Source organism: Lunatimonas lonarensis (genome assembly GCF_000390185.1).
GTDB lineage: Bacteria > Bacteroidota > Bacteroidia > Cytophagales > Cyclobacteriaceae > Lunatimonas > Lunatimonas lonarensis.
Genome location: NZ_AQHR01000029.1, coordinates 79773 through 99521 on the forward strand (window position 1 = coordinate 79773; position 19749 = coordinate 99521).

16 protein-coding genes and 1 pseudogene are annotated in these 19749 nt (G+C 45.2%); 11 read left to right on the forward strand and 6 right to left on the reverse strand.

All coding sequences use genetic code 11. The annotated features are described in order from the left end of the window. Positions 1-21: 21 nt before the first annotated feature. The 3 genes from gcvH (at position 22) to ADIS_RS04195 (ending at position 1530) form a co-directional block, all read left to right on the forward strand. Positions 22-399, forward strand: coding sequence for a glycine cleavage system protein GcvH (gene gcvH / locus ADIS_RS04185; protein ID WP_010853093.1), 378 nt, complete (start codon positions 22-24; stop codon positions 397-399). 49 nt (positions 400-448) lie between these two features. Further along, positions 449-781 (forward strand): VanZ family protein, encoded by a 333-nt coding sequence (locus ADIS_RS04190; RefSeq protein ID WP_035804656.1) that lies wholly within the window; start codon positions 449-451, stop codon positions 779-781. A gap of 74 nt (positions 782-855) precedes the next feature. Continuing rightward, positions 856-1530 carry an energy transducer TonB gene (locus tag ADIS_RS04195; protein WP_035804635.1) on the forward strand — a complete coding sequence of 225 codons (675 nt, stop codon included), beginning with the start codon at positions 856-858 and terminating at the stop codon, positions 1528-1530. 89 nt (positions 1531-1619) lie between these two features. Here the strand turns inward: ADIS_RS04195 and ADIS_RS04200 are convergent, their stop codons facing one another. Genes ADIS_RS04200 through ADIS_RS04210 form a run of 3 tightly spaced genes read right to left on the reverse strand, consistent with a single transcriptional unit; the run spans position 1620 to position 7068 of the window. Beyond that, a complete protein-coding gene (locus ADIS_RS04200) occupies positions 1620-2498 on the reverse strand; it encodes a YicC/YloC family endoribonuclease (RefSeq protein WP_035804637.1) in 879 nt (292 codons plus the stop codon). A gap of 17 nt (positions 2499-2515) precedes the next feature. Continuing rightward, positions 2516-5986: a PD40 domain-containing protein gene (locus ADIS_RS04205; protein ID WP_010853097.1), complete on the reverse strand. Its 3471-nt coding sequence runs from the start codon at positions 5984-5986 to the stop codon at positions 2516-2518. 29 nt (positions 5987-6015) lie between these two features. Then, positions 6016-7068 carry an NAD(P)/FAD-dependent oxidoreductase gene (locus ADIS_RS04210; RefSeq protein ID WP_010853098.1) on the reverse strand — a complete coding sequence of 351 codons (1053 nt, stop codon included), beginning with the start codon at positions 7066-7068 and terminating at the stop codon, positions 6016-6018. 88 nt (positions 7069-7156) lie between these two features. Between ADIS_RS04210 and ADIS_RS04215 the strand changes: the two are divergent. The 5 genes and pseudogenes from ADIS_RS04215 to ADIS_RS04235 form a co-directional block, all read left to right on the forward strand. Then, positions 7157-7645, forward strand: a pseudogene (locus ADIS_RS04215) (MBL fold metallo-hydrolase); the annotation flags it as partial. A gap of 125 nt (positions 7646-7770) precedes the next feature. Beyond that, positions 7771-8472: a CDP-diacylglycerol--serine O-phosphatidyltransferase gene (gene pssA / locus ADIS_RS04220; protein WP_010853100.1), complete on the forward strand. Its 702-nt coding sequence runs from the start codon at positions 7771-7773 to the stop codon at positions 8470-8472. Further along, positions 8459-11728 carry a type IX secretion system sortase PorU gene (gene porU, locus ADIS_RS04225; protein WP_010853101.1) on the forward strand — a complete coding sequence of 1090 codons (3270 nt, stop codon included), beginning with the start codon at positions 8459-8461 and terminating at the stop codon, positions 11726-11728. Before pssA ends, porU begins: the two co-directional genes overlap by 14 nt. Further along, on the forward strand, positions 11725-12942 hold the full coding sequence (gene porV / locus ADIS_RS04230) for a type IX secretion system outer membrane channel protein PorV (protein ID WP_010853102.1): 1218 nt from the start codon (positions 11725-11727) through the stop codon (positions 12940-12942). The genes porU and porV overlap by 4 nt, the downstream gene beginning before the upstream one ends. A 98-nt stretch (positions 12943-13040) precedes the next feature. Then, the gene (locus ADIS_RS04235) at positions 13041-14219 is read left to right on the forward strand and encodes a M16 family metallopeptidase (protein ID WP_238325370.1); all 1179 of its coding nucleotides are present in this window, start codon (positions 13041-13043) and stop codon (positions 14217-14219) included. On the opposite strand, the gene ADIS_RS04240 is transcribed toward ADIS_RS04235, so the two are convergent. After that, the gene (locus tag ADIS_RS04240) at positions 14220-15173 is read right to left on the reverse strand and encodes a glycosyltransferase (RefSeq protein ID WP_010853104.1); all 954 of its coding nucleotides are present in this window, start codon (positions 15171-15173) and stop codon (positions 14220-14222) included. 146 nt (positions 15174-15319) lie between these two features. Here ADIS_RS04240 and ADIS_RS04245 point away from each other — a divergent pair, with 146 nt between their 5' ends. After that, positions 15320-15952, forward strand: a complete 633-nt coding sequence (locus tag ADIS_RS04245; RefSeq protein ID WP_010853105.1) for an IMPACT family protein — start codon at positions 15320-15322, stop codon at positions 15950-15952. Here ADIS_RS04245 and ADIS_RS04250 read toward each other — a convergent pair. Both ADIS_RS04250 and nhaC read right to left on the reverse strand, forming a co-directional pair. Continuing rightward, on the reverse strand, positions 15906-16508 hold the full coding sequence (locus ADIS_RS04250; protein ID WP_010853106.1) for a 3'-5' exonuclease: 603 nt from the start codon (positions 16506-16508) through the stop codon (positions 15906-15908). The genes ADIS_RS04245 and ADIS_RS04250 overlap by 47 nt on opposite strands. Further along, positions 16505-17986: a Na+/H+ antiporter NhaC gene (nhaC, locus tag ADIS_RS04255; RefSeq protein ID WP_010853107.1), complete on the reverse strand. Its 1482-nt coding sequence runs from the start codon at positions 17984-17986 to the stop codon at positions 16505-16507. Before nhaC ends, ADIS_RS04250 begins: the two co-directional genes overlap by 4 nt. A gap of 142 nt (positions 17987-18128) precedes the next feature. On the opposite strand from nhaC, the gene ADIS_RS04260 reads away from it, so the two are divergent. Together ADIS_RS04260 and dinB are read left to right on the forward strand one after the other, a co-directional pair. After that, positions 18129-18608: an Mpo1 family 2-hydroxy fatty acid dioxygenase gene (locus ADIS_RS04260; protein WP_010853108.1), complete on the forward strand. Its 480-nt coding sequence runs from the start codon at positions 18129-18131 to the stop codon at positions 18606-18608. A 59-nt stretch (positions 18609-18667) separates the two neighbouring features. Continuing rightward, positions 18668-19747: a DNA polymerase IV gene (gene dinB / locus ADIS_RS04265; RefSeq protein WP_010853109.1), complete on the forward strand. Its 1080-nt coding sequence runs from the start codon at positions 18668-18670 to the stop codon at positions 19745-19747. The last annotated feature ends 2 nt before the right edge of the window (positions 19748-19749 follow it).

Sequence of the window (19749 nt, forward strand, 5' to 3'; positions counted from 1 at the left end):
TAAAAAATAGACCGATAATTTATGAATATTCCAGAGGAGCTAAAGTACACGAAAGACCACGAGTGGGTAAAGGTAGATGGAGACATCGCTACGGTAGGTATCACCGAATTTGCACAGCGGGAATTGGGAGATATAGTGTATGTGGAAGTGGAAACCGTCGGTGAAACGTTGGCTCAGGGCGACGTATTCGGGACGGTTGAAGCCGTGAAGACGGTCTCTGATCTTTTTATGCCATTATCTGGAGAAGTGGCTGAGTTAAATGATGAATTGGAGTCCTCCCCGGAGTTGGTGAATGAGGATCCCTACGGCAAAGGGTGGATGATAAAGATCAAATTAGACGGGGGGCTTCCTTCTGATCTTCTTTCCGCGACTGCCTATGCCGAGCTGATCGGTGAATAAACTGCTTTCATATAGGTGGACACCTGCTCTGGCTTGGACGCTCGCTCTTTTGTATGCGACCCTTACGCCTGGCAAAAACGTCCCTGATATGCCTAAGATACCCGGTATAGATAAGGCAATCCACTTTATTCTATTCGCTGGCTTAGTGTTTTTATGGAGCAGAGTTTGGAGCGTCCCAAAACCGACCCAAGGGAAAAAGAAAAAAATATTTCTTAATTATTTAGTTTTTGGAATAATTTTCGCTATATTTACAGAGATGCTGCAATGCTATGTGCCGAATCGCTCGTTTGATTACATGGACATTGCGGCAAATATTGCAGGTGGAGCAAGTGGAATGATTTTATTTGTTTACCTAAATTACAAGCGAAGCATTCTTGTATAAATGAAAAAAAATTACTAGAATTGTTTCCGAGATTCACGAATTAATAATTTAACAACCATAAAGGACAATCAATCATGGAAGCTAAGAAAACGCCAAAAGCTGATTTGACCAAAAAGACAGGTATGTTCCTGAACCTTGGTCTGCTGGTAAGCGTTGGTCTTGTCCTATTTGCCTTTGAGTACAAATCCTATGGGGATGGCTTTCTCAAAGACTTAGGATCAATCAACGATGAATTTGAGGAACTACTGGATATTCCGATCACGGAACAACCACCTCCACCTCCACCACCAATTGAACAGCCTGAAATCAAAGAAATTCCTGACGAGGTAGAAATCGAAGAAAAAATCGAGGTTAACTTCGATGTGGATGTCAAAGAAGAAACCGTAATCAAGGAGGTAGTTATTGTTGACGCACCGGTTGTAGAAAAAGCGGATGAGATCTTCGACGTTGTTGAAAACATGCCAACGCCTCCAGGAGGAATGGAAGGCTGGAACAAGTACCTTCAGAAAAACCTGAAGTACCCAACACAAGCCCGTCGTATGGGAATCGAAGGAACGGTTTACGTAGTATTCGTTGTAAATACTGACGGATCTATCCAGGACGTTGACATTCTCCGCGGTATTGGAGGGGGTTGCGATGAAGAAGCAATGCGTGTGGTTCGTGAAGCACCAGCTTGGGAACCAGGAAAGCAGCGCGGTCGCCCTGTAAGGGTAAAAATGAGACTTCCCATTCGATTCAAGCTGAGCTAATAAAAGTATAGGCCTATTAAAAAACCCTGCTTTCATAAAATGAAAGCAGGGTTTTTTTTGGGACAACTGTTTGCATCCTTTCTATCGAATCAGAGAATATTAAGCATTTGCTCCTTTATTTTTTCCAACTCATCTTTCATTTGAATGACTATTTTCTGGATAACCACATCATTCGCCTTTGAACCAATGGTGTTTATTTCTCTTCCAATCTCCTGACTAATAAATCCAAGCTTTTTCCCTTGGTCTTGTTCTGATTGAAGAACCAGCTCGAAATAGTTCAAATGGGTTTCCAATCTTACGATCTCTTCGGTGATGTCCAGCTTTTCAAAATAGTATATCAATTCCTGTTCAAATCGATTCTGATCAAAATTGTTTTCCTCTAACCAATCGGAGAAATGACCCCGAATCCTCTCCCTTATTCTTGATTTTCTATTTGGTTCATGGACACGGATATCGGCTAATCCGTCGTTCAATACTTGTACATTGCCCTGAAGTTTGGCATATAGAGATGCCCCTTCTGCTTCTCTGAATTCACTGCACCTGTCCAAGGCCTGTTCGACCACTTTTCTTACAATATGCCAGTCGGCCTGTCCCTCGACCGATTCGGTTTGGTTGGAAATCACATTGGGAGACTGTAATATGAGCTTAAAAATATCAGTTACAGGCAAATCAGCCTCTTTCGCCAATGTTATATACTCCTTTACATACGCATGAAACAGTTCCTTATTGATCGCAACAGGTAATTGACCAAATTTCTTCTCGTTTACTTCGATCGTAAGGGATACTTTCCCCCTTACCAACCGATCACTGATGAGGTTTCTAACCTCAAGCTCCTTATCAGAAAATTGCTTCGGGAGCTTGAGTACAAGGTCTAAAAATTTGGAGTTTAACGTCTTTACTTCTACGTGGATGCGCCACTTATCATCTTCATAGTCGGCCATGCCATAGCCTGTCATCGATCTTATCATGGCGCAATATACCCCCCTTAAAAATTGTATCCTAACGTGACATAGAATCTTGTTTTTCCTACATCATAGTTACGTATCGGGCGGGCTGCGTCAAATTTCACGTAGTAGTTTAAAAGAACTGTCCTCAAACCGGCACCATAACTTTGAAGCCAAGGGTTATTAAAGTTGTTCAAAGTTATGATAAACGGGGAACCTTCGGTACGGATCACTTCTGTGTTCTGATCGTTTATTCGCTCCCATGGTGCAGCGTTGTTCCAAGAAGATCCGGCGTCATAAAACCCGACTAATTGAAAGTTCCTGATGAAATTGGAAGTTATATTACCGCGTGAAAGGTAGGCAAAGAGTGGAATTCGAAGTTCTGAACTAAATGTAATCACATTTCTGCCTCGGATCTCGTCGTAATCGTACCCCCGAAGGTCAACAAACTCTGTAAACAAAATATTTGAGTTTTCAACACCAGCTGTATTTCTAACCGGAGACACCTCCGGCCTATTGCTTGGCGGCTGATGAAATTGGTTGAATAGCCAGTTGTCCATTCCACCCACCAAGTACTGCTGTGGATTATTGCCAAAGAAACTGCCTCCAAAAACCCTCATGGCCAGTGTAATGTTCTTGTGGATTTTCTGATAGTTTCTTAAGTCGACAAAGGCATTGGTAAAGGATCGGTCACCCTCCGTGATTCCCTGATAATGTGTTGCACCGATTTTGCCTTTGAACCCCTGCTCCATGTAGAGACCAAGCAATCGGGTTTTGTCCACCACGATTTCTGCCCTACCCCCTGCATAGTTTACGTCGAATCGGTTTTGTCGCTCATCTCTCCCCCTCAATACAGAGTCAGGATTTAGATTGAAGTATTGGGTCTTCGCAACAAAGGGACTAAGGGTAAACCGTGTGCCCACAGAAAACGGATACGATATTCCCAGCTCTGACTTGGTCAATACATACCGCTGGAAGGTTAGGTCGCCTTCACTCCTGGTTATTGATCTCCTGTCAAATCTCCCACGCAGATCAATCCTGCTTTTCAAATATTCATATTCGAAAAACACGTCACTTCCAGAACGAAAATCAAGTGCTGTCATAATCCCCCCTTTTACGGAATGATTATCCAACAGATCACTCATCTTTCCATGTAGGTTAATGGCAAAGCCCCGCAGAGGATCCACCCCAAAGTTGGTGTTTAAGCTGGTGGTGGTAAACAAAGGCGTGTATCCTCTTGGACCCGTAACCCGTTTCACCATAGCCTGCTGCCTAAAGGCTTCCAATATGTTACTTCTCCCCACTGCCCCCAATTGAGGTTGCTGGGGCTGCTGGGCCTGCTGCTGAAGTGTACTACCCGGTGGAATGGTATCGAACACATATTCATCCGTGTTGATGCCCCCTTCCCTCTCAAACCGCAACCTATCCATGCTGATGGCACCTGTCATGGGAGCTGCGGGCAGGGTGTCTGGCGCAGAAGCAACATCTTGCGTAGGTGCAGCCGGCCGGGTTGTTTGGGCACTCGGTGTAGGTGTCCGAGCAGGAGCCCCTCCTATCAATAAGCTTTCCAAATCAACGCCTACGATCGTCGTATCTGCCGGTGTGGGAATCGATCGTGACTGAGGCACTGGGGCAGGATCTTGGATAACCTCTCGAACCTGAGCGGATGGAGCGGTTTCCTCTTCGTCGGTCTCACGCTGGATTCTCCTGGAGGAAATCCGCTCGTTCAGCTGCTTGGCTTGCTGTAGTTGTATCCTCGGCGTACTGGGTGTAAACTGATCCAGATTTGGGAAATTCTCCAATACCAACCTGCTTTGGTTTCCATCTCGCACAGCATAGGCCCATTTATTCGCTGCGAGAGAGTAATCAAAAGTCTCTACGCTTCGGTTGAATGCGGAAACCTGACTGCTTACCATATTGCCCAATCCAAATCGCATGATATTCATGATGCCACTTTGCTCGCTGAGATGCAATACCGTGGTATTGTTCAGCTTTCGGGGCATGATATTGGTATGATTGATATTGGTCAACTTGGTATGTACCAAGGTGTCATTCCCGGTTTCCAACATGAAGATGTTGAAATAGTCAGGCAGGTTGTTTACGTCGATATTTCCCGTGAGCAAGCTATCGGGCAGGTCGGTTTTATTGGATGCATAAATGATGGTTGAGTCATTTAAAAAAACCGGAGTCCTATTATCAAATACATCGTTGGTGATCCGCCTTCCCTGACCCCGCATGTTGAGGGTATAAATATCGGTGCGTCCGTTGGTAATCGCGGACAAAACCATGGTTCTTCCGCTGGGCGCAAAGTCCAAATCGAGGATTTGGGTGAGGTTTCGCAAATAAATTTTATCCTGGGAGCTACCGTCAATGGCCCGCATGCGAATCGTGGTAACCCCTCTTCTAAACCCACCCAATACCAAATTGAGGGTATCCTTCCAAGCGATTGCCGGTGTCGTGAAATCTGCTTGCTGATCGAAGGATGAATACCCACCCCTGAAAATGATCCGCTCTCTATTGTTCGAAAGATCCCGAATTATAACCCGGTATTTACCGTCGTTATTTAATACGTACGCCAAGTTTTTTCCATCCGGGCTAAACTTAACAGAAGAAATCGAGCCATATTTGTTGTTCGAGGTGGAAGCTATCACATTCCGCTCGTTAACATCCTTAAAAGTTTCCAGCACCTGCTTATTTAGGCCTGTGTAAAAGGATCTCCATTCGGTCTGAAAATCCCTAAACCTCCTACCAAGGGTATTGGCGATGCTGTTTTCCTCGTTTCGGTTGATTCTACTCAGGTTAAGTATGCTTGAAATGTATCTCCTTCCAAACCTCTCTACGATAAAATTCCAGATCGATTGACCTACCAGTGCCGCCTCTTGCGGGTTCAGCTTATGCAATTTAGGGTTATCGTTACCGTCCAGGTAGTGACGGACAAAATCATCCATCTCCATATCCCAACCATAGGCCATGTACCTCGCTGCACCATCGATGAACCAATCCGGGAAACTATTGATCAGATTGGATTGAAAAGCATCCGTAATACTTGCTCCGTACAGCATCTCCTCCATTATGATTTTGGAGGTTTGGTAGATAAGATCTTTTTTAAAGGATTCCCATGACCCGGTAAAGGCTACCTCCGCCAACAACTTGGAAAAATAGGTTTGCCCATCTATGGTATAATTGTTCTGGTTGATGTTAAGGTTACTCTCAAGTAACTGCTGATGGGAATTATAGATAAAAATCTTTGGCTTGGTATACGCCACATACCCAACGGTTTGGGTAAGTCGGTCAAATTCACTCTCCAGATAATCGATTGAGTAACGGGCAATGTTTATTCCACCGTCGTAAAAATAAACCTCAAAGTTGTTGGAGCTAAAATGATACCACTCCTTATTATTATGCTGAATCCTGTTTTTGCCAAAACGTTCCTGATCGAATTGGGCGTTCGCCACCTTCAGATAGCCAACCACGAAAATAATAACAAACAGGGGTAGAAATTTAATTCTCATTTACTTGTCTCCGTGAAAATACCGAACCTCTAAATATACTTAAAAAAACGATTTATGTTCACCACTTTTGTAGGTTCCTTTTGTAAAGTTAACAATTCATACATTTCGAGGCTGAAATATGGGGCAAGGGAAACTCCCTTTGCTCCCAATCCATTAAATATATATACTTGATTATGAACAGGATGTTGTCCCAAAAAGGGCTTCCTATCTTTCGTGGCGGGGCGTATCCCCCAATCCTGCTTTACAATCCTTCCAACCGGTAAATTTATCAATCCAGCTAGCTTCTCTGTCAATTCCTTTCTCCCCGTTTCGGTTGCTCCGGCTTCCAAATCATGGTTGTCATAGGTAGATCCCACACGATGAATTCCGTCCGAGAGAGTGATCCGAAACACACCACGATTGATTATCTCCTTGGGTGAAAAACCCTGCTCGACCGTCAAAATCTCACCACGTACCGGCTTGAATGGCAGCCACGAAAAAAATGTGCTTCCCATCGCCGCTAGGCCATTGGTATAGATGACCGCACCTGCCTCCACTCCACCATACGATACCCCGCCTGGCATAAGAGTCAGCTTTTTCTCATCAAAAACCTCCCGAATCAACCTACCCTCCTTTGCCAACCAAGCGGCATACCTGTCCAACAGTTTTGGGATTTTTAGGTATCCACTTCTAGAAAGAACCACACCTCCATAGCGGTCGTTTACCTCCTGATACTTGGATGAAGTACGGATTTCACTTAGAAAGGCTCTGAACTCCTCGCTACTGCTGTTTCCCATCCACTCATTTTGTTCCTCCACGTTTAAAAATGGGCGGTAAATGGGCATTGGCACCAAAAACTTTTCACCTAAAAGAGTCTCCAGACTCCGGTAAAATGGCTCTATTTCAGGGAAAAAGCGGTCGGCTTCCCAAGTTTTCACCATTTTCCGCCCGGTAATAGGGTTATAAAGCCCTGCGGCTACCTGCGAACTATTCGACAGGCCGGGGGTGTCGATAACTTGGACTGAGTAACCTTTGCTGAGAAGCCGCCAAGATAATACCGTGCCGGCCAAACCCTGGCCGATAAGTAAAAAATCAGTTTTCATACCCAAAATTAAATGATTATTCGTTATTTTGAATCATAAATCAATCGGTTGGTACATGCAAATAAAGACCTTCACGTTCAATCCATTTATGGAAAACACCTACGTGCTGTTTGACGAAACAAAGAAAGCCGTTGTAATCGATCCAGGATGCCACAACAAGCAGGAAAGGGCTGAGATCTTTGACTTCATCCAATCGCGTGACTTGAAGCCGGTTAAGCTGTTGAACACCCATTGCCACATAGACCACGTTTTGGGCAACGCCTTTATCCAAAACACCTACGATATCCCCCTTTGGTATCATCGGGAAGAAGATGCCATCCTGAAGGCGGTGCCAGCCTACGCAGGAAACTATGGTTTCCCCCATTTTCAGGAAAGCAGTGCAGATCATTTCATCTCGGATGGCGACTTGATAAAATTTGGTAACCAGGTGCTAAAAGCAATATGGGTGCCCGGGCATTCTCCCGGACATCTTGTCTTCTACCACGAAGCCTCCAAAATCTGTATTGGCGGGGATACGTTGTTTCAAGGAAGTATTGGTAGGACAGACCTTCCTGGAGGAGATGCTGAAACCCTACTCCGTGCCATCAAGGAACGGCTGTTTTCTTTACCAAACGAAGTGGTGGTTTTTCCCGGCCATGGCCCAGAGACTACGATTGGCGTGGAAAGAATCACCAACCCATTTGTAGGAAAAAACGCACGATTTTGAAAATAAAGCAAGCTATCCCCAATTTTCTCACCTGCCTTAATTTAATTAGTGGTATGGCCGGGATTTACTTTGTCTTGGAAGACAAGATCTATTGGGGTGCCTATTTCGTGTTGATAGCTGCACTTTTTGATTTTTTGGATGGCTTTTTGGCAAAGCTGCTTCGGGCGCAATCTGAACTCGGCAAACAACTGGATTCCTTGGCTGACATGGTCACCTTTGGTGTACTGCCGTCGTTCATCGCATTCAAAATGCTGGCCTACAGCGGTTCCTTTCAAGTTCTGCCCTTTCTGGGGTTTCTGATTGGCGTGCAGTCCGCTTTGCGATTGGCGAAATTCAATATCGATACAAGGCAGAGTGACCGCTTTATTGGTGTACCCACACCGGCATGTGCGTTGTTTTTTAGTACCCTGCCTCATCTATCTACGGCGATTCCCTCGCTGGGCAATTACTTGGTAGCCCCCGCAACCTTGGCCATTATGGTACTACTATTTGCCTATCTTTTAACCGCCGAGCTGCCCCTTTTGGCCCTTAAGTTCAACACGTTTTCTATCAGGCCAAATGGAATGAAGTACCTCTTGCTTATACTAGGCGTTGTTGCCCTGGTTATTTGGGGGATAGGGGGGATTCCCTTTGTGATTATTGCCTACCTTGCGCTCTCTGCGGTGGACAACTTGCTACCCAAAAATGCCGTCCTATAAGCACATATTGATTGTTTTTTGTCAGCTGGCACTTTTCAAAATTGTCAACAGCAGTTACGCAAATGCACAGGGTTATATCATTGCTGTGCCAAACGAAGGTATGTATAAAATAACCCAAGCAGCTGCCTCCGCCATTGGCTTGGGGGATATTTCCCAGATTAGCGTATATGGGGTTAGCGGGATGCTCCCACAGCGGCTTGATTCAACTAGTCTACTTCTTCAAGAAATACCCGGACAACAAATTGGCGACGTATTGTATTTCTATTTATCCGGGCCAAACACATTTAACTGGGAAGAACAACTCCCCCTATTCCAGATAAACCATTACTCCAACATCCAGCATTATTATATCTCCGGCCAATCTGCCAGCCCAAAAAGAATCACCAAGGCCGGTAGCTCCTCACCGGTACAAAGCGATTCACCCGATCAAACATGGTATTCGATTATAACCTACCACCAGGAGGAGTACAATATGCTTCAATCAGGGAGGGATTGGTATGGACACCGGATGTTTTCGGGCCAGGAATCCCGGATTGACGTAAACACGCCTTCAGCCACAGACCGGGCAAAGAAGGGCCTTTTCGCTGCTACGGTAATGGCCCAGTCCATCGATGAGAGCCGGGTTACAGCGCAGGTGAATGGACAACCTATCCAAGAGGTCGCCATCCCGTCCATCCCGAACAGTACATACGGCATCAAAGGGCGAGAAGCACTTATCTCGAACGACTTCGACCTTCCTCAAACTTCTGGTTTTCAGATCCAATTCCGATTTGAAACTGGAGACCGAAATGGTGCGGGCTATCTGAGGAAATTTTGGGTGGGCATTCCCATCGATATCAATAGGTTGGAAAACGGGGTTTTGTACCGCCCTACAGACGAAGCGGCGGATATCCGTGTCTCTATTCCTGAAAACCGAAAAATCTGGCTTCTAGGTACTGAGACGACCGAGTTGGAAAGCGAAACCCTAATCCCTGCGGGCATATCAAAAATTGCCTACTTCAATCCAAGCTCAGTTCCTGATATCACGGTCGTCCGACCGGCCGATGTTTCGCTGCGCCAGAATAGTACCTCCGCAGAACTACTGATCATTTCTCCTTCACGTTTTCTATCCGAAGCCAATAGATTGGCCTCCCATAAAAATGGTCAGGGAATACTGACACAGGTTGTGTTACTTGATGCCATCTACGATGCCTTTGGATATGGGAACCCGGACCCAACGGCTATTCGTAATTTTGTTGCATTTACCTTTCATCGCTCCAAGAAACTAAAAAACCTTCTCTTGTTGGGAAAAGGAACCTTCGACTATAAAAATATTCTTCAGGGAGACCCCAACCTGCTACCTACCTACAGCTCACGTAGCAGCCTGAATCCATTAACCACTTACAGCTCAGACGATTATTTTGGTTTTCTTACCTTTGGAGATGGAGAGTGGGTCGAATCCAACTCGGGAGATCATCATCTTACCATCGGCATTGGTCGAATTCCGGCAACAAATGTAGCCGAAGCCTCACAGGTCATCGACAAAATAATTCGGTATTCGACAGGACCTGCGATATCCGGAGACTGGAAGCGAAACATCCTACTAATTGCAGACGATGGAGACAATAACATCCATTTGAACGACGCAGAGTCCCATGCTGCTTTCCTCTCCATACACCATCCTGAATTTATCATTGATAAGCTATACTTGGATCGGTTTGAACAGCTCAATACCGGCAGTGCACAGGAATCTCCCGCAGCTCGGGCCTTCCTGAATGAATGGCTGGGACGGTCAGGAGTACTTATCAACTACATTGGACACGGCAACGAATCCGCCCTGACGGCGGAGGGACTATTCCGCGTTACCGATATAGCAGATATGCCTGAATCCGATCGCCTACCTGTGTTCGTTACGGCCACCTGTGAATTCGGTCGGCACGACAGCCCTTTTATACGATCAGGCGCTGAACGACTACTGATCGCTCCCAGAAAAGGGGCGATCGCTTTATTAACAACGGGCCGGCCTGTTTTTAGCAGTGTGAATTTTCTGCTGAACAGGGCCTTTGTAAATCATGTGTTTTCCAGACCTGAGGGTGATTACCTATCGCTAGGAGAAATATTCATGCAAACAAAAAACCAAAGTCTTAGTGGCCCCCTAAACCGAAACTTTTCCCTATTGGGCGATCCTTCGCTCCGGATAAACCTGCCGAGTGCAAACTTGGGTGAATTCACACTCACGGATAGACAGTCCGAAACAGAGTTGGATACCCTGAGAGCCCTTCAGCAGATTAGATTTAGCGGAAAGGTGCATTCACTCCAGACCACGGAGCCCCAGCCCGGTTTTAACGGAGAGTTCCAAATCCGCTTGTTGGACAAGCCTTTGGTCTTGAGAACACGGGGGGATGAAAGCATCCCAGCAGAGTTTTTCGAAAACCAGGCAGTAATCCACCAAGGAAACGGTAAAATAGAAGACGGCCTTTTTGAAGGTTCCTTTTTTGTGGGGAAAAACATTGCCTACCCCTATGGAAACGGCACCATCCAACTTTTTGGCATGGATTCTATATCGGGCCAGGAGTTTATGGGAGCTGCCCGGATCACGATAGGCGGAACCCATTCGCCCGTTCCAATAGATCGGATCGGCCCGCAAATAAACATTTTTCGGTTGGACAGTGACGGTCCGATAGCCACCACGCAAGTGAAGATCAGAATCGAATTCTTTGACTTATCGGGCATCAACGTATCACCAATCCAAGTAGGGCAAGATATTACATTGGTCTTAAATGGTGACGATCCCATCGTCATCACTCACTTGTACAGTTCACTGGATGCCGGTTTTGAACGTGGGTTTTTGGAGCTGGAACTGAATGGACTACGAGAGGGAGAAAACCGTATTTCCGTCACCGCTTTTGACAACTTCGGAAACCGGTCCACCCAAGAAGCAAGGCTGGACGTTAAGGGAACAAGCAATCTGAGGATCCTTTCAAACTTGGCGTATCCAAATCCATCCACCGATAAAGTTTCATTTCAACTGTCGCACAACCGTCCCGGGGAGAACATTCAGGTAAGTTTGCATATTATTTCCGCGGACGGTCGTGAAATATTTTCATTAGAAAGGCGTTTTCCCAATGCTGGAGGGTCAATACTCGGTCTTGAATGGAATTTTTCAAATGGCTTCGCTGTATTTCCGGCAAAAGGAATGTATATTTATCGTTTGGAAGTCTACACTGAAAGTGATCATACATTCGATCAAGTAGGGGGAAAATTGTTGGTTAAATGAAGAGATCAAAACACACTTACTCGCTGATTTTTTTGGCAATTGTTTTTTTGGCACCATTATGTGTGGAAGCCCAAAATTCCATCACATTGTTTGGCCAGCAGGATCCAAATCGACGTGTGATAACAACTGCGGTTCCATTTTTGAATTTCGCACCGGACAGCCGTCATTCGGCGATGGGGGATGTAGGGGTGGCGACCAGTCCCGACGCCAACTCAGCCCATTGGAATGCAGCCAAGCTTGCATTTATCGACAATGACATGGGTTTTTCTCTGTCCTATTCGCCTTGGCTTGGACGACTGGTTCCCGATATGTCTGTAAATTACCTCACCGGATACAAGCGAATAGATGATGTATCTACCTTTGGCTTTGACCTAAGGTACTTTGATATGGGGTCGATACAGCTTACCAACGAAAACGGCGCACCCCTTGGAGATTTCAATCCTCGGGATATCGCAATTGGTGGTACCTACTCGCGGAAATTATCGGATAACCTATCTCTAGGCATTTCAGCCAGGTTTATCCACTCTAATCTTTCGGGCAATATTTCTTCGGCAGGAGGTAATGATAGCCGCCCCGGCATAAGCGTTGGCACCGATATCGGCTTGTACCATCAGTCGGAAGTCTTGATTTCCGGTAGGGACGCCATTTGGTCTTGGGGCGCCAACATTTCCAATATAGGCCCAAAAATCACTTACAACAGTGCAGAAGATCTTGATTACCTTCCTACCAATTTTAGGATAGGCACGGCATTAAAATTACCTATGGATGATTATAACAATATTACCTTTGCCCTTGACCTCAACAAACTGATGGTGCCAACGCCACCATTGTATGAGAGAGACGCAAACGGTCAGATCATCCGGGATCCCGTAACCAACCGCCCTAGCATCCAAGCAGGTAACGACCCTACTCGGCCATTGCTAAGCGGGATGTTTGGATCCTTTGGTGATGCGCCTGATGGATTTAGGGAAGAACTTCAGGAGATTATGATTTCCTTTGGCGTAGAATATGACTATGATGGCAAATTTGCCGTCCGTACCGGTTATTTTTATGAAAACCCAAGAAAAGGTGGCCGAAGGTATTTCACCATGGGAGTAGGCTTTAGAATCATCGAAGGATTGTCCTTTGATTTCTCTTACCTTGTACCACAAACCCAAAACCACCCCTTGGCAGAAACCCTTCGCCTGTCAGTCGCCTACAATATCAACAGATAAGCGACATGCTCGATAGAAAAAACGCACCAAAATTTCAGCTACCCGAACAAATTGAATTGCATGAACCTGAAAAGCGGACTCTGAAAAACAGAGTCCCTTTGTATTTTATAAACACACCTCAAATCGACGCTGTTCGGCTCGAAATCCTAATGCCCACTTCAAGCCACTCCACCAACCCGGAAGATGCGCTGATTCCCTTTTTTACGCTCAATATGCTCCTGGAAGGCACCAAAGAAATGACATCTTCGGAACTGGATGATTTTTTTGATTTTTATGCATCTGAAGTGGAAATCCACACTGGCTATGAACAGCAAGGACTTGCCCTTCTGACGACAAAAAAGCACTTTAGGAATGTTCTGCCGGTTTTCAGGTCTCTTTTTACGGAAGCTACCTTTCCTGAAAAAGAACTAAACAAACGGAAATCCCAAAAAAAACTAACCATCAACCTCCAGTTTGAGCAGACTGGAGCAAGGTCTAACCAACTTATCAGAAAAGTTCTCTTTGGGCCAAACCATCCCTTTGGCTATATCTCGGAGGAAAATCACGTAGATCAAATTACCTGCACCGCCATACGGGACTACTACAATCGGTTTTTTCGGATCTCACCGGAAATATTCGTTACGGGAAATCTTGGCGATCGTGAATTTGCAGACATCGACCGGTGGTTTGGTGACCTTCCGTACATCGAAAGTGATTTTTTACTGCCTGAACTGGAACCCTATGACAAAAAACGTCTCTATGAGTCCAGACCCAATGCAGTTCAGTCGAGCATTCGGTTAGGCAAAGTATTGATACCGAAATCAAACCCTGACTTCTTCGGTCTTATGATAGCCAATACAGCTTTAGGAGGGTATTTTGGCAGTAGACTGGTGAAGAATATCCGGGAGGAAAAAGGCTTTACCTATGGTATATCGAGCTTTTTGGGAAGCCTCAAATCCACTGACTATTGGATAGTTCTGGCGGATATCAAGGAAGGCTTTGCAGAGCAAACCATTCAAGAGATCTACTTGGAACTGGAGCGGCTTGCTTCCTATCCCATGTCGAAAGAGGAATTGTTGACCATTCGAAATTATCTCGTGGGAAATTTACTTGCTCAATTCAGCAGTCCTTTTGACCTGATGACCCGGTTTAAAAGGGTGCACCTACAGGGCCTTGACTTCGACTTTTATGAAAAACAACTCCATTTCATCAAGCACTTTTCAGCGGAGGAAATCATGGAAAAGACCAAATCCTACTTCAAAGCTGAATCCATCAAAGAAGTGATCGTTGGCCCCTGATCAGTCTCTTTTGAGAAAACGATAGATCGAAGAGACATTAATCCTTGACTGGGCCCAGATCCTAAAAAAAAACACGTGCAAACGTTTTACTTTCAGGCTCCAGGCCAACGCAAGCATTTTTTCCGCGGTATCAAAATTAGCAGATGCCAGCGCGTGTTTTGATTCGAATAATATCCGCTTAGCCAACGCAGCATTTTCGTCGACGGTCACATTCATTTTCTTTATCTTAAGTAGCACATGATAAGTAGATGGCAACATACGGCAGGAACCTACCCTATACTGCTGGGCTGAAAATGAACTGGAAAGTATACGTTTCTTTACCCCAATATTCGGATGAAAAACAAACCGGTACTTTCTTGCCAATCGAACCAAAATATCAAAATCCTCATAGACTAAACTCGGATCATAGCCTCCCTCCCGCTTCAATACCTGCCGTTTAAACACCAAAGAAACCGTACTGATAGCATAGCGCTCCACTACATACTTATACACATCCCCTGCCGGAACCTTTTGAATCAGGTCACCAGCTTCGGTGACTGGATAGAATGGCTTAAGGCTACCATCCTCAAACCAAAGATATACGTTGGAGAAATAAACCGCTGCGTTGCTACTCTCCAAATTCGATACAGCTGTAGCAATATGGCTGGGCAAAAGCTCATCATCGGCTGCAAGGTCGATTACATACGTCCCCGTGCATAGGTCCAGCGCTTTATTGAAGATTCGACAATAATTGTTTCTTTGAGTATAAAAGAAGGTTTTTACGGGTTTAAAAAAATCATGGAGCCAAAGCCAGTCTTCAATTACCTTTACCGTGTTATCCTGACTGCCATTGTCGACAATAATGAGCTCTATGGCATCGTAATTTTGATTTAATACGCTGTTCAGCGCTTTAAAGACATACTTCTCATGATTGTAGGAGGTACAAATGACAGACACAAGCGGCAAATGAGACATCGCAATACTCAAATCAACTACAAATTCCTTTCTTTACAGAAAAATTTCCCAAACCCATTAGACCGGTAAGTTTCAAGCTAAAACCCTAAATTAGCCAACGGAAATTGAAGAAAATGAAAAACCGGTAAATATTTTAAAAAACAATTATGGAAGATGCCTTCATCACACTTTCCTTCATTTCCGAAGGGATATACAAAGATAAAGGAAGCCGGTTTTTATCCTTTGCTTATCCGGTAAAAACCGAAACTGATGTAAAAAAACACTTAGATACAATCGCAAAGCGGTATTACGACGCAGCGCATCGCTGCTATGCCTATATCCTCGGTGCCCCTGAAACAACCTACCGATCATACGATGACGGCGAACCCAACCATTCAGCCGGAGATCCTATCCTTGGGCAAATACGATCTAAGGGGCTAACGGACAGCTTGGTCGTGGTAGTTCGGTATTTCGGAGGAACTAAACTAGGCGTCGGCGGATTAATGAATGCCTATAAGACCGCAGCTTCACTGGCTTTGGAAGCCAACGAAGTTAAAAAAGTCCTTTTTAAAAAATCGGTTCGCGTTCAATTCGATTATGCAGATACAGCTGAGGTAATGCGCGTCATCAGTCAATATTCCATGGAAATATCCTGCCAGCGGTTTACAGATACCTGCGACTGGTCGCTCGATTGCCTGGCCAGAGAAGCACCAACAGCAGCCGAAAGGCTTCAACTAATCCCCTCTGTCCAGCTTACTTGGCAAACAACGGATCCAGATAGCCTTGATCCCGAAGCCTGAAAAAAATCTCCAAGCATGCCCATGCGTCGGTGGCTGCATACAATAGTTGCTTATCGGTTAGCTCATCAGCTTCCCAGTTAGAAACCTGTTCCGATTTGGAAATGCGTATACCCAATACCATAGCACTTAGGTTTCTTACACCTACGTTTAAAAAGCCCACGTTTTTCAATTCTTCATTCAAGTCAAAAAAAGCATCCGGATTAAACGACGCATCCAGCTTCCTCAGTCCCTTCAGGTCATCCCGTACAGCCGCTCCGACTTTAAGTATATGCGGGTTTTCCAGAATCTGCCTTACCACCCTGGGAAAACCTACCTTGTTTAGCCGAACCAAAAAGGCCTTCTCTCTCGTTGCCAACTGCAAAAGCGCCACCTCATAGCTTACACCCTTCCTAAAAGCGGGACGGGTTTCGGTATCAAACCCAATAATCGACTGTCCGTACACTCCTTCTACCAACTCATCGAGACCTGCCTTATCATCAATTAAGATAATCTCACCTGCAAAGGCCCCAATAGCCAGTTCGTTTACTTCGTCTTTTGAAATCTTTAAAGGTATCATGCGACTACTTCTTGCTCTATTTCATTTAACTCTTCCTCAGAGTAATAGTTAATGCCTATTCTTAAATAGCCGAACAGGATCGTCATCAGCGGACTAATAATATTGAAAAAACAAAACGGGGCATAGGCCAATGTTGCCACTCCCAAAACAGCTGCTTGGGTCGCGCCGCAGGTATTCCACGGAACCAGTACTGACGTAACGGTAGCACTATCTTCAAGTGCGCGGCTGAGATTTTCCCCTTTTAGGCCCCGCTTTTTATATATATCCGCATACATTCTTCCCGGCACCAAAATGGCGAGGTACTGGTCGGAGGTGGCGATGTTAAAAAATACACCGGTGCCGGCAGTAGCTGCAATCAATGATCCCACCGAGTGGACTTTTTCCATGACGGCTTCTGCCAAAACCCTGAGCATTCCACTTACCTCCATGATACCTCCAAATACCATGGCACATACAATCAGCCAAACCGTGTTCAGCATACCTGCCATTCCGCCTGTGACCAACAGTTCGTTGACCACCTCATTGGATGTGACGATACTTGTTTCCCCATAAAGAGCAGTCATTACTACCTTGAAGGAGTTAAAAGCAAATCCCAGCTCCTGATTCGAGGCCAGGGAGTTGATTACATCCGGCTGAAAAACAATAGCCCAAACACCTCCCAAAAGCGCTCCTACCAACAAGGTAGGAATAGCAGGCACCTTACTCACAATCAGGACGATAACCAATAGGGGCACGACAAACAGCCATCCGTTTACATCAAAGGCCTCCAAAATAACTTCACTGATTTCCTGTACCTGACCCACTGACCCCTCGGCATCCCGCAAAACGCCGATAACACCAAAGATTACTAAGGTAATAAGAATTGAAGGAAAGGTTGTTTTCGTCATGTGCCTTATATGTGTAAACAAATCCGTTCCGGCCATAGCGGGTGCCAAATTCGTAGTATCGGATAAGGGGGACATTTTGTCACCAAAATACGCCCCAGATATGATTGCCCCCGCGATGATGCCCTCGTCAAAACCTAGTGCTTTACCAATGCCCAGCAAAGCAACTCCCACCGTGGCAACTGTAGTCCAGGAACTCCCGGTAGAAACAGACACCACGGCGCTTACCACGCAGGCAGCCAGCAAAAAAATGGTTGGGTTCAACACCTGAAGACCATAATAAATCATCGCTGGTACAATGCCACTTAGCATCCAAGTGCCCGCCAGTGATCCAATCAGCAACAGAATCAGTATTGATGACATGGCAGCAGAAATACTTTTGATCATCCCATCCTGAAGCCTCTCCCAAGGAATCCGCAGCCTAAAGACCGCAACCAACCCTGCTACCCCAGCCGCCAGCACCAGTACCAACTGGTTTGATCCGCCCAGACCCTCTGAACCAAATACCCGGATATTCAACACCAACAAAACAACTAAGAAAATAATCGGAAAAAATGCTTCCAGTATGGTTGGCTGCTTAATTGTTTTATTCATTATCTATCGTTATTGAACACGATAAAGGTAAAAAATTTATCGCTTTTTCAAATGAAAATAATCCACCGGAGAACCGGTAGCCACAAAACTCGACTAGTCATCGAAAAAATAGCTATATTTAACCTAAAACAGGGGGATATATATGCGAAAAATCGATCTATTGCTCGAAACCTATGGAGAAAGCCATCAGAACCCTATTAACAAGAATATTCACTGGGTTTGCGTGCCATTGATTTTTTTCAGCATCGTTGGCTTGATTTTTTCCATTCCTCCCGGCCCTTTGCAATGGCTTGAATTTTTACTGGGCAGCTTTTCCAATTGGGCGACCCTAACGCTACTCGTCGTCTTGTTCTATTATGTATCATTATCCCCACCCCTTGCACTGGGCATGTTGCTTTTTTCCGCGGTTTGTCTCGCATTGGCAAATCTGCTTCAGATACTTCTTCCGCTACCATTATGGGCATTTTGCTTGCTTATCTTCGTCCTAGCATGGATAGGGCAGTTTTATGGACATAAAATTGAGGGCAAAAAACCCTCTTTCTTTCAGGATCTTCAGTTTTTGCTGATAGGGCCCGCCTGGTTGATGCACTTTCTTTACAAGCGATTTGGCTTTGCCTATTGAAATCATTTTTTATTCTGATACCGTCCCGGTAAATTCAATCCTTCGAAGTAACTGCCAAGTTGGATAAGATCCGTAAAATAATTCATGTGGATATGGACGCGTTCTATGCGTCCGTAGAACAGATGGACAACCCCGAGCTGAATGGAAAACCCGTAGCCGTTGGTGGCAATAGAGAACGGGGGGTGGTTGCAGCGGCGTCTTACGAAGCCAGAAAATTTGGGGTTCGGTCCGCCATGTCCTCCAAAATTGCGTCTTTACGGTGCCCGGGCTTGGTTTTTGTCAAGCCGAGATTCGATCGATACAAAGAACTCTCCTACCGAATCAGAGATATATTCTACGAGTATACCGATCTTGTCGAACCACTATCCTTGGACGAAGCCTTTTTGGACGTCACCGTAAACAAGGTAAACAACCCCTATGCAACAAAAATCGCAAGGGAAATCCGCTCACGGATAAAATCGGAAATCGGATTAAATGCATCTGCGGGCATTTCTTATAATAAGTTTCTGGCCAAAATAGCTTCCGATCTTAACAAGCCAAACGGACAGGCGGTCATCACCCCAGACCAGGCGACCGATTTTTTGGAACGGTTGCCCATAGAACGCTTTTTTGGCATCGGAAAAGTCACTGCTGAAAAAATGAAAAAGCTGGGCATCCATACCGGTTGGGACTTAAAGCAATACTCGCTGGATTTTTTGTCCCGGCGTTTTGGAAAATCGGGATTGCATTATTACGAAATAGTAAGAGGAATCCACTTAAGTGAAGTGAATCCCAACAGGGACAGGAAATCCATAAGCGTCGAAAATACCTTCGAAAGGGACCTCTTCAGCCCCAGAGAACTACTGGCCGTTCTTGAAAAACTTACCCAAGAACTTTTTCGCCGTATGGAAAGAAATGAACTGAGAGGACGGACGGTGACCCTTAAACTAAAATACAAGGACTTCAGTGTTCAGACAAGAAGTAAAAGCCTATCCCGATACCTCGAAAACGAAGAGATTATCCTGTTTTCCAAAGACCTCTTGGAACAAGACCCCCTCAAAATGCCGATACGGTTAATGGGAATAGGGATTTCAAACCTAGATATAGACGAAGACAGAAACGGCAAGCAGTTACGATTTGAGGGCTTCTTTTCAGAATAAGG

What these genes read in the sequence shown, in the direction of transcription:
- gcvH (WP_010853093.1), top strand. Translation starts at nt 22, where the DNA reads ATGAATATTCCAGAGGAGCTAAAGTACACGAAAGACCACGAGTGGGTA.
- ADIS_RS04195 (WP_035804635.1), top strand. Translation starts at nt 856, where the DNA reads ATGGAAGCTAAGAAAACGCCAAAAGCTGATTTGACCAAAAAGACAGGT.
- ADIS_RS04200 (WP_035804637.1), bottom strand. Translation starts at nt 2,498, where the DNA reads ATGATAAGATCGATGACAGGCTATGGCATGGCCGACTATGAAGATGAT.
- ADIS_RS04205 (WP_010853097.1), bottom strand. Translation starts at nt 5,986, where the DNA reads ATGAGAATTAAATTTCTACCCCTGTTTGTTATTATTTTCGTGGTTGGC.
- ADIS_RS04210 (WP_010853098.1), bottom strand. Translation starts at nt 7,068, where the DNA reads ATGAAAACTGATTTTTTACTTATCGGCCAGGGTTTGGCCGGCACGGTA.
- porU (WP_010853101.1), top strand. Translation starts at nt 8,459, where the DNA reads ATGCCGTCCTATAAGCACATATTGATTGTTTTTTGTCAGCTGGCACTT.
- porV (WP_010853102.1), top strand. Translation starts at nt 11,725, where the DNA reads ATGAAGAGATCAAAACACACTTACTCGCTGATTTTTTTGGCAATTGTT.
- ADIS_RS04240 (WP_010853104.1), bottom strand. Translation starts at nt 15,173, where the DNA reads ATGTCTCATTTGCCGCTTGTGTCTGTCATTTGTACCTCCTACAATCAT.
- ADIS_RS04245 (WP_010853105.1), top strand. Translation starts at nt 15,320, where the DNA reads ATGGAAGATGCCTTCATCACACTTTCCTTCATTTCCGAAGGGATATAC.
- ADIS_RS04250 (WP_010853106.1), bottom strand. Translation starts at nt 16,508, where the DNA reads ATGATACCTTTAAAGATTTCAAAAGACGAAGTAAACGAACTGGCTATT.
- nhaC (WP_010853107.1), bottom strand. Translation starts at nt 17,986, where the DNA reads ATGAATAAAACAATTAAGCAGCCAACCATACTGGAAGCATTTTTTCCG.
- ADIS_RS04260 (WP_010853108.1), top strand. Translation starts at nt 18,129, where the DNA reads ATGCGAAAAATCGATCTATTGCTCGAAACCTATGGAGAAAGCCATCAG.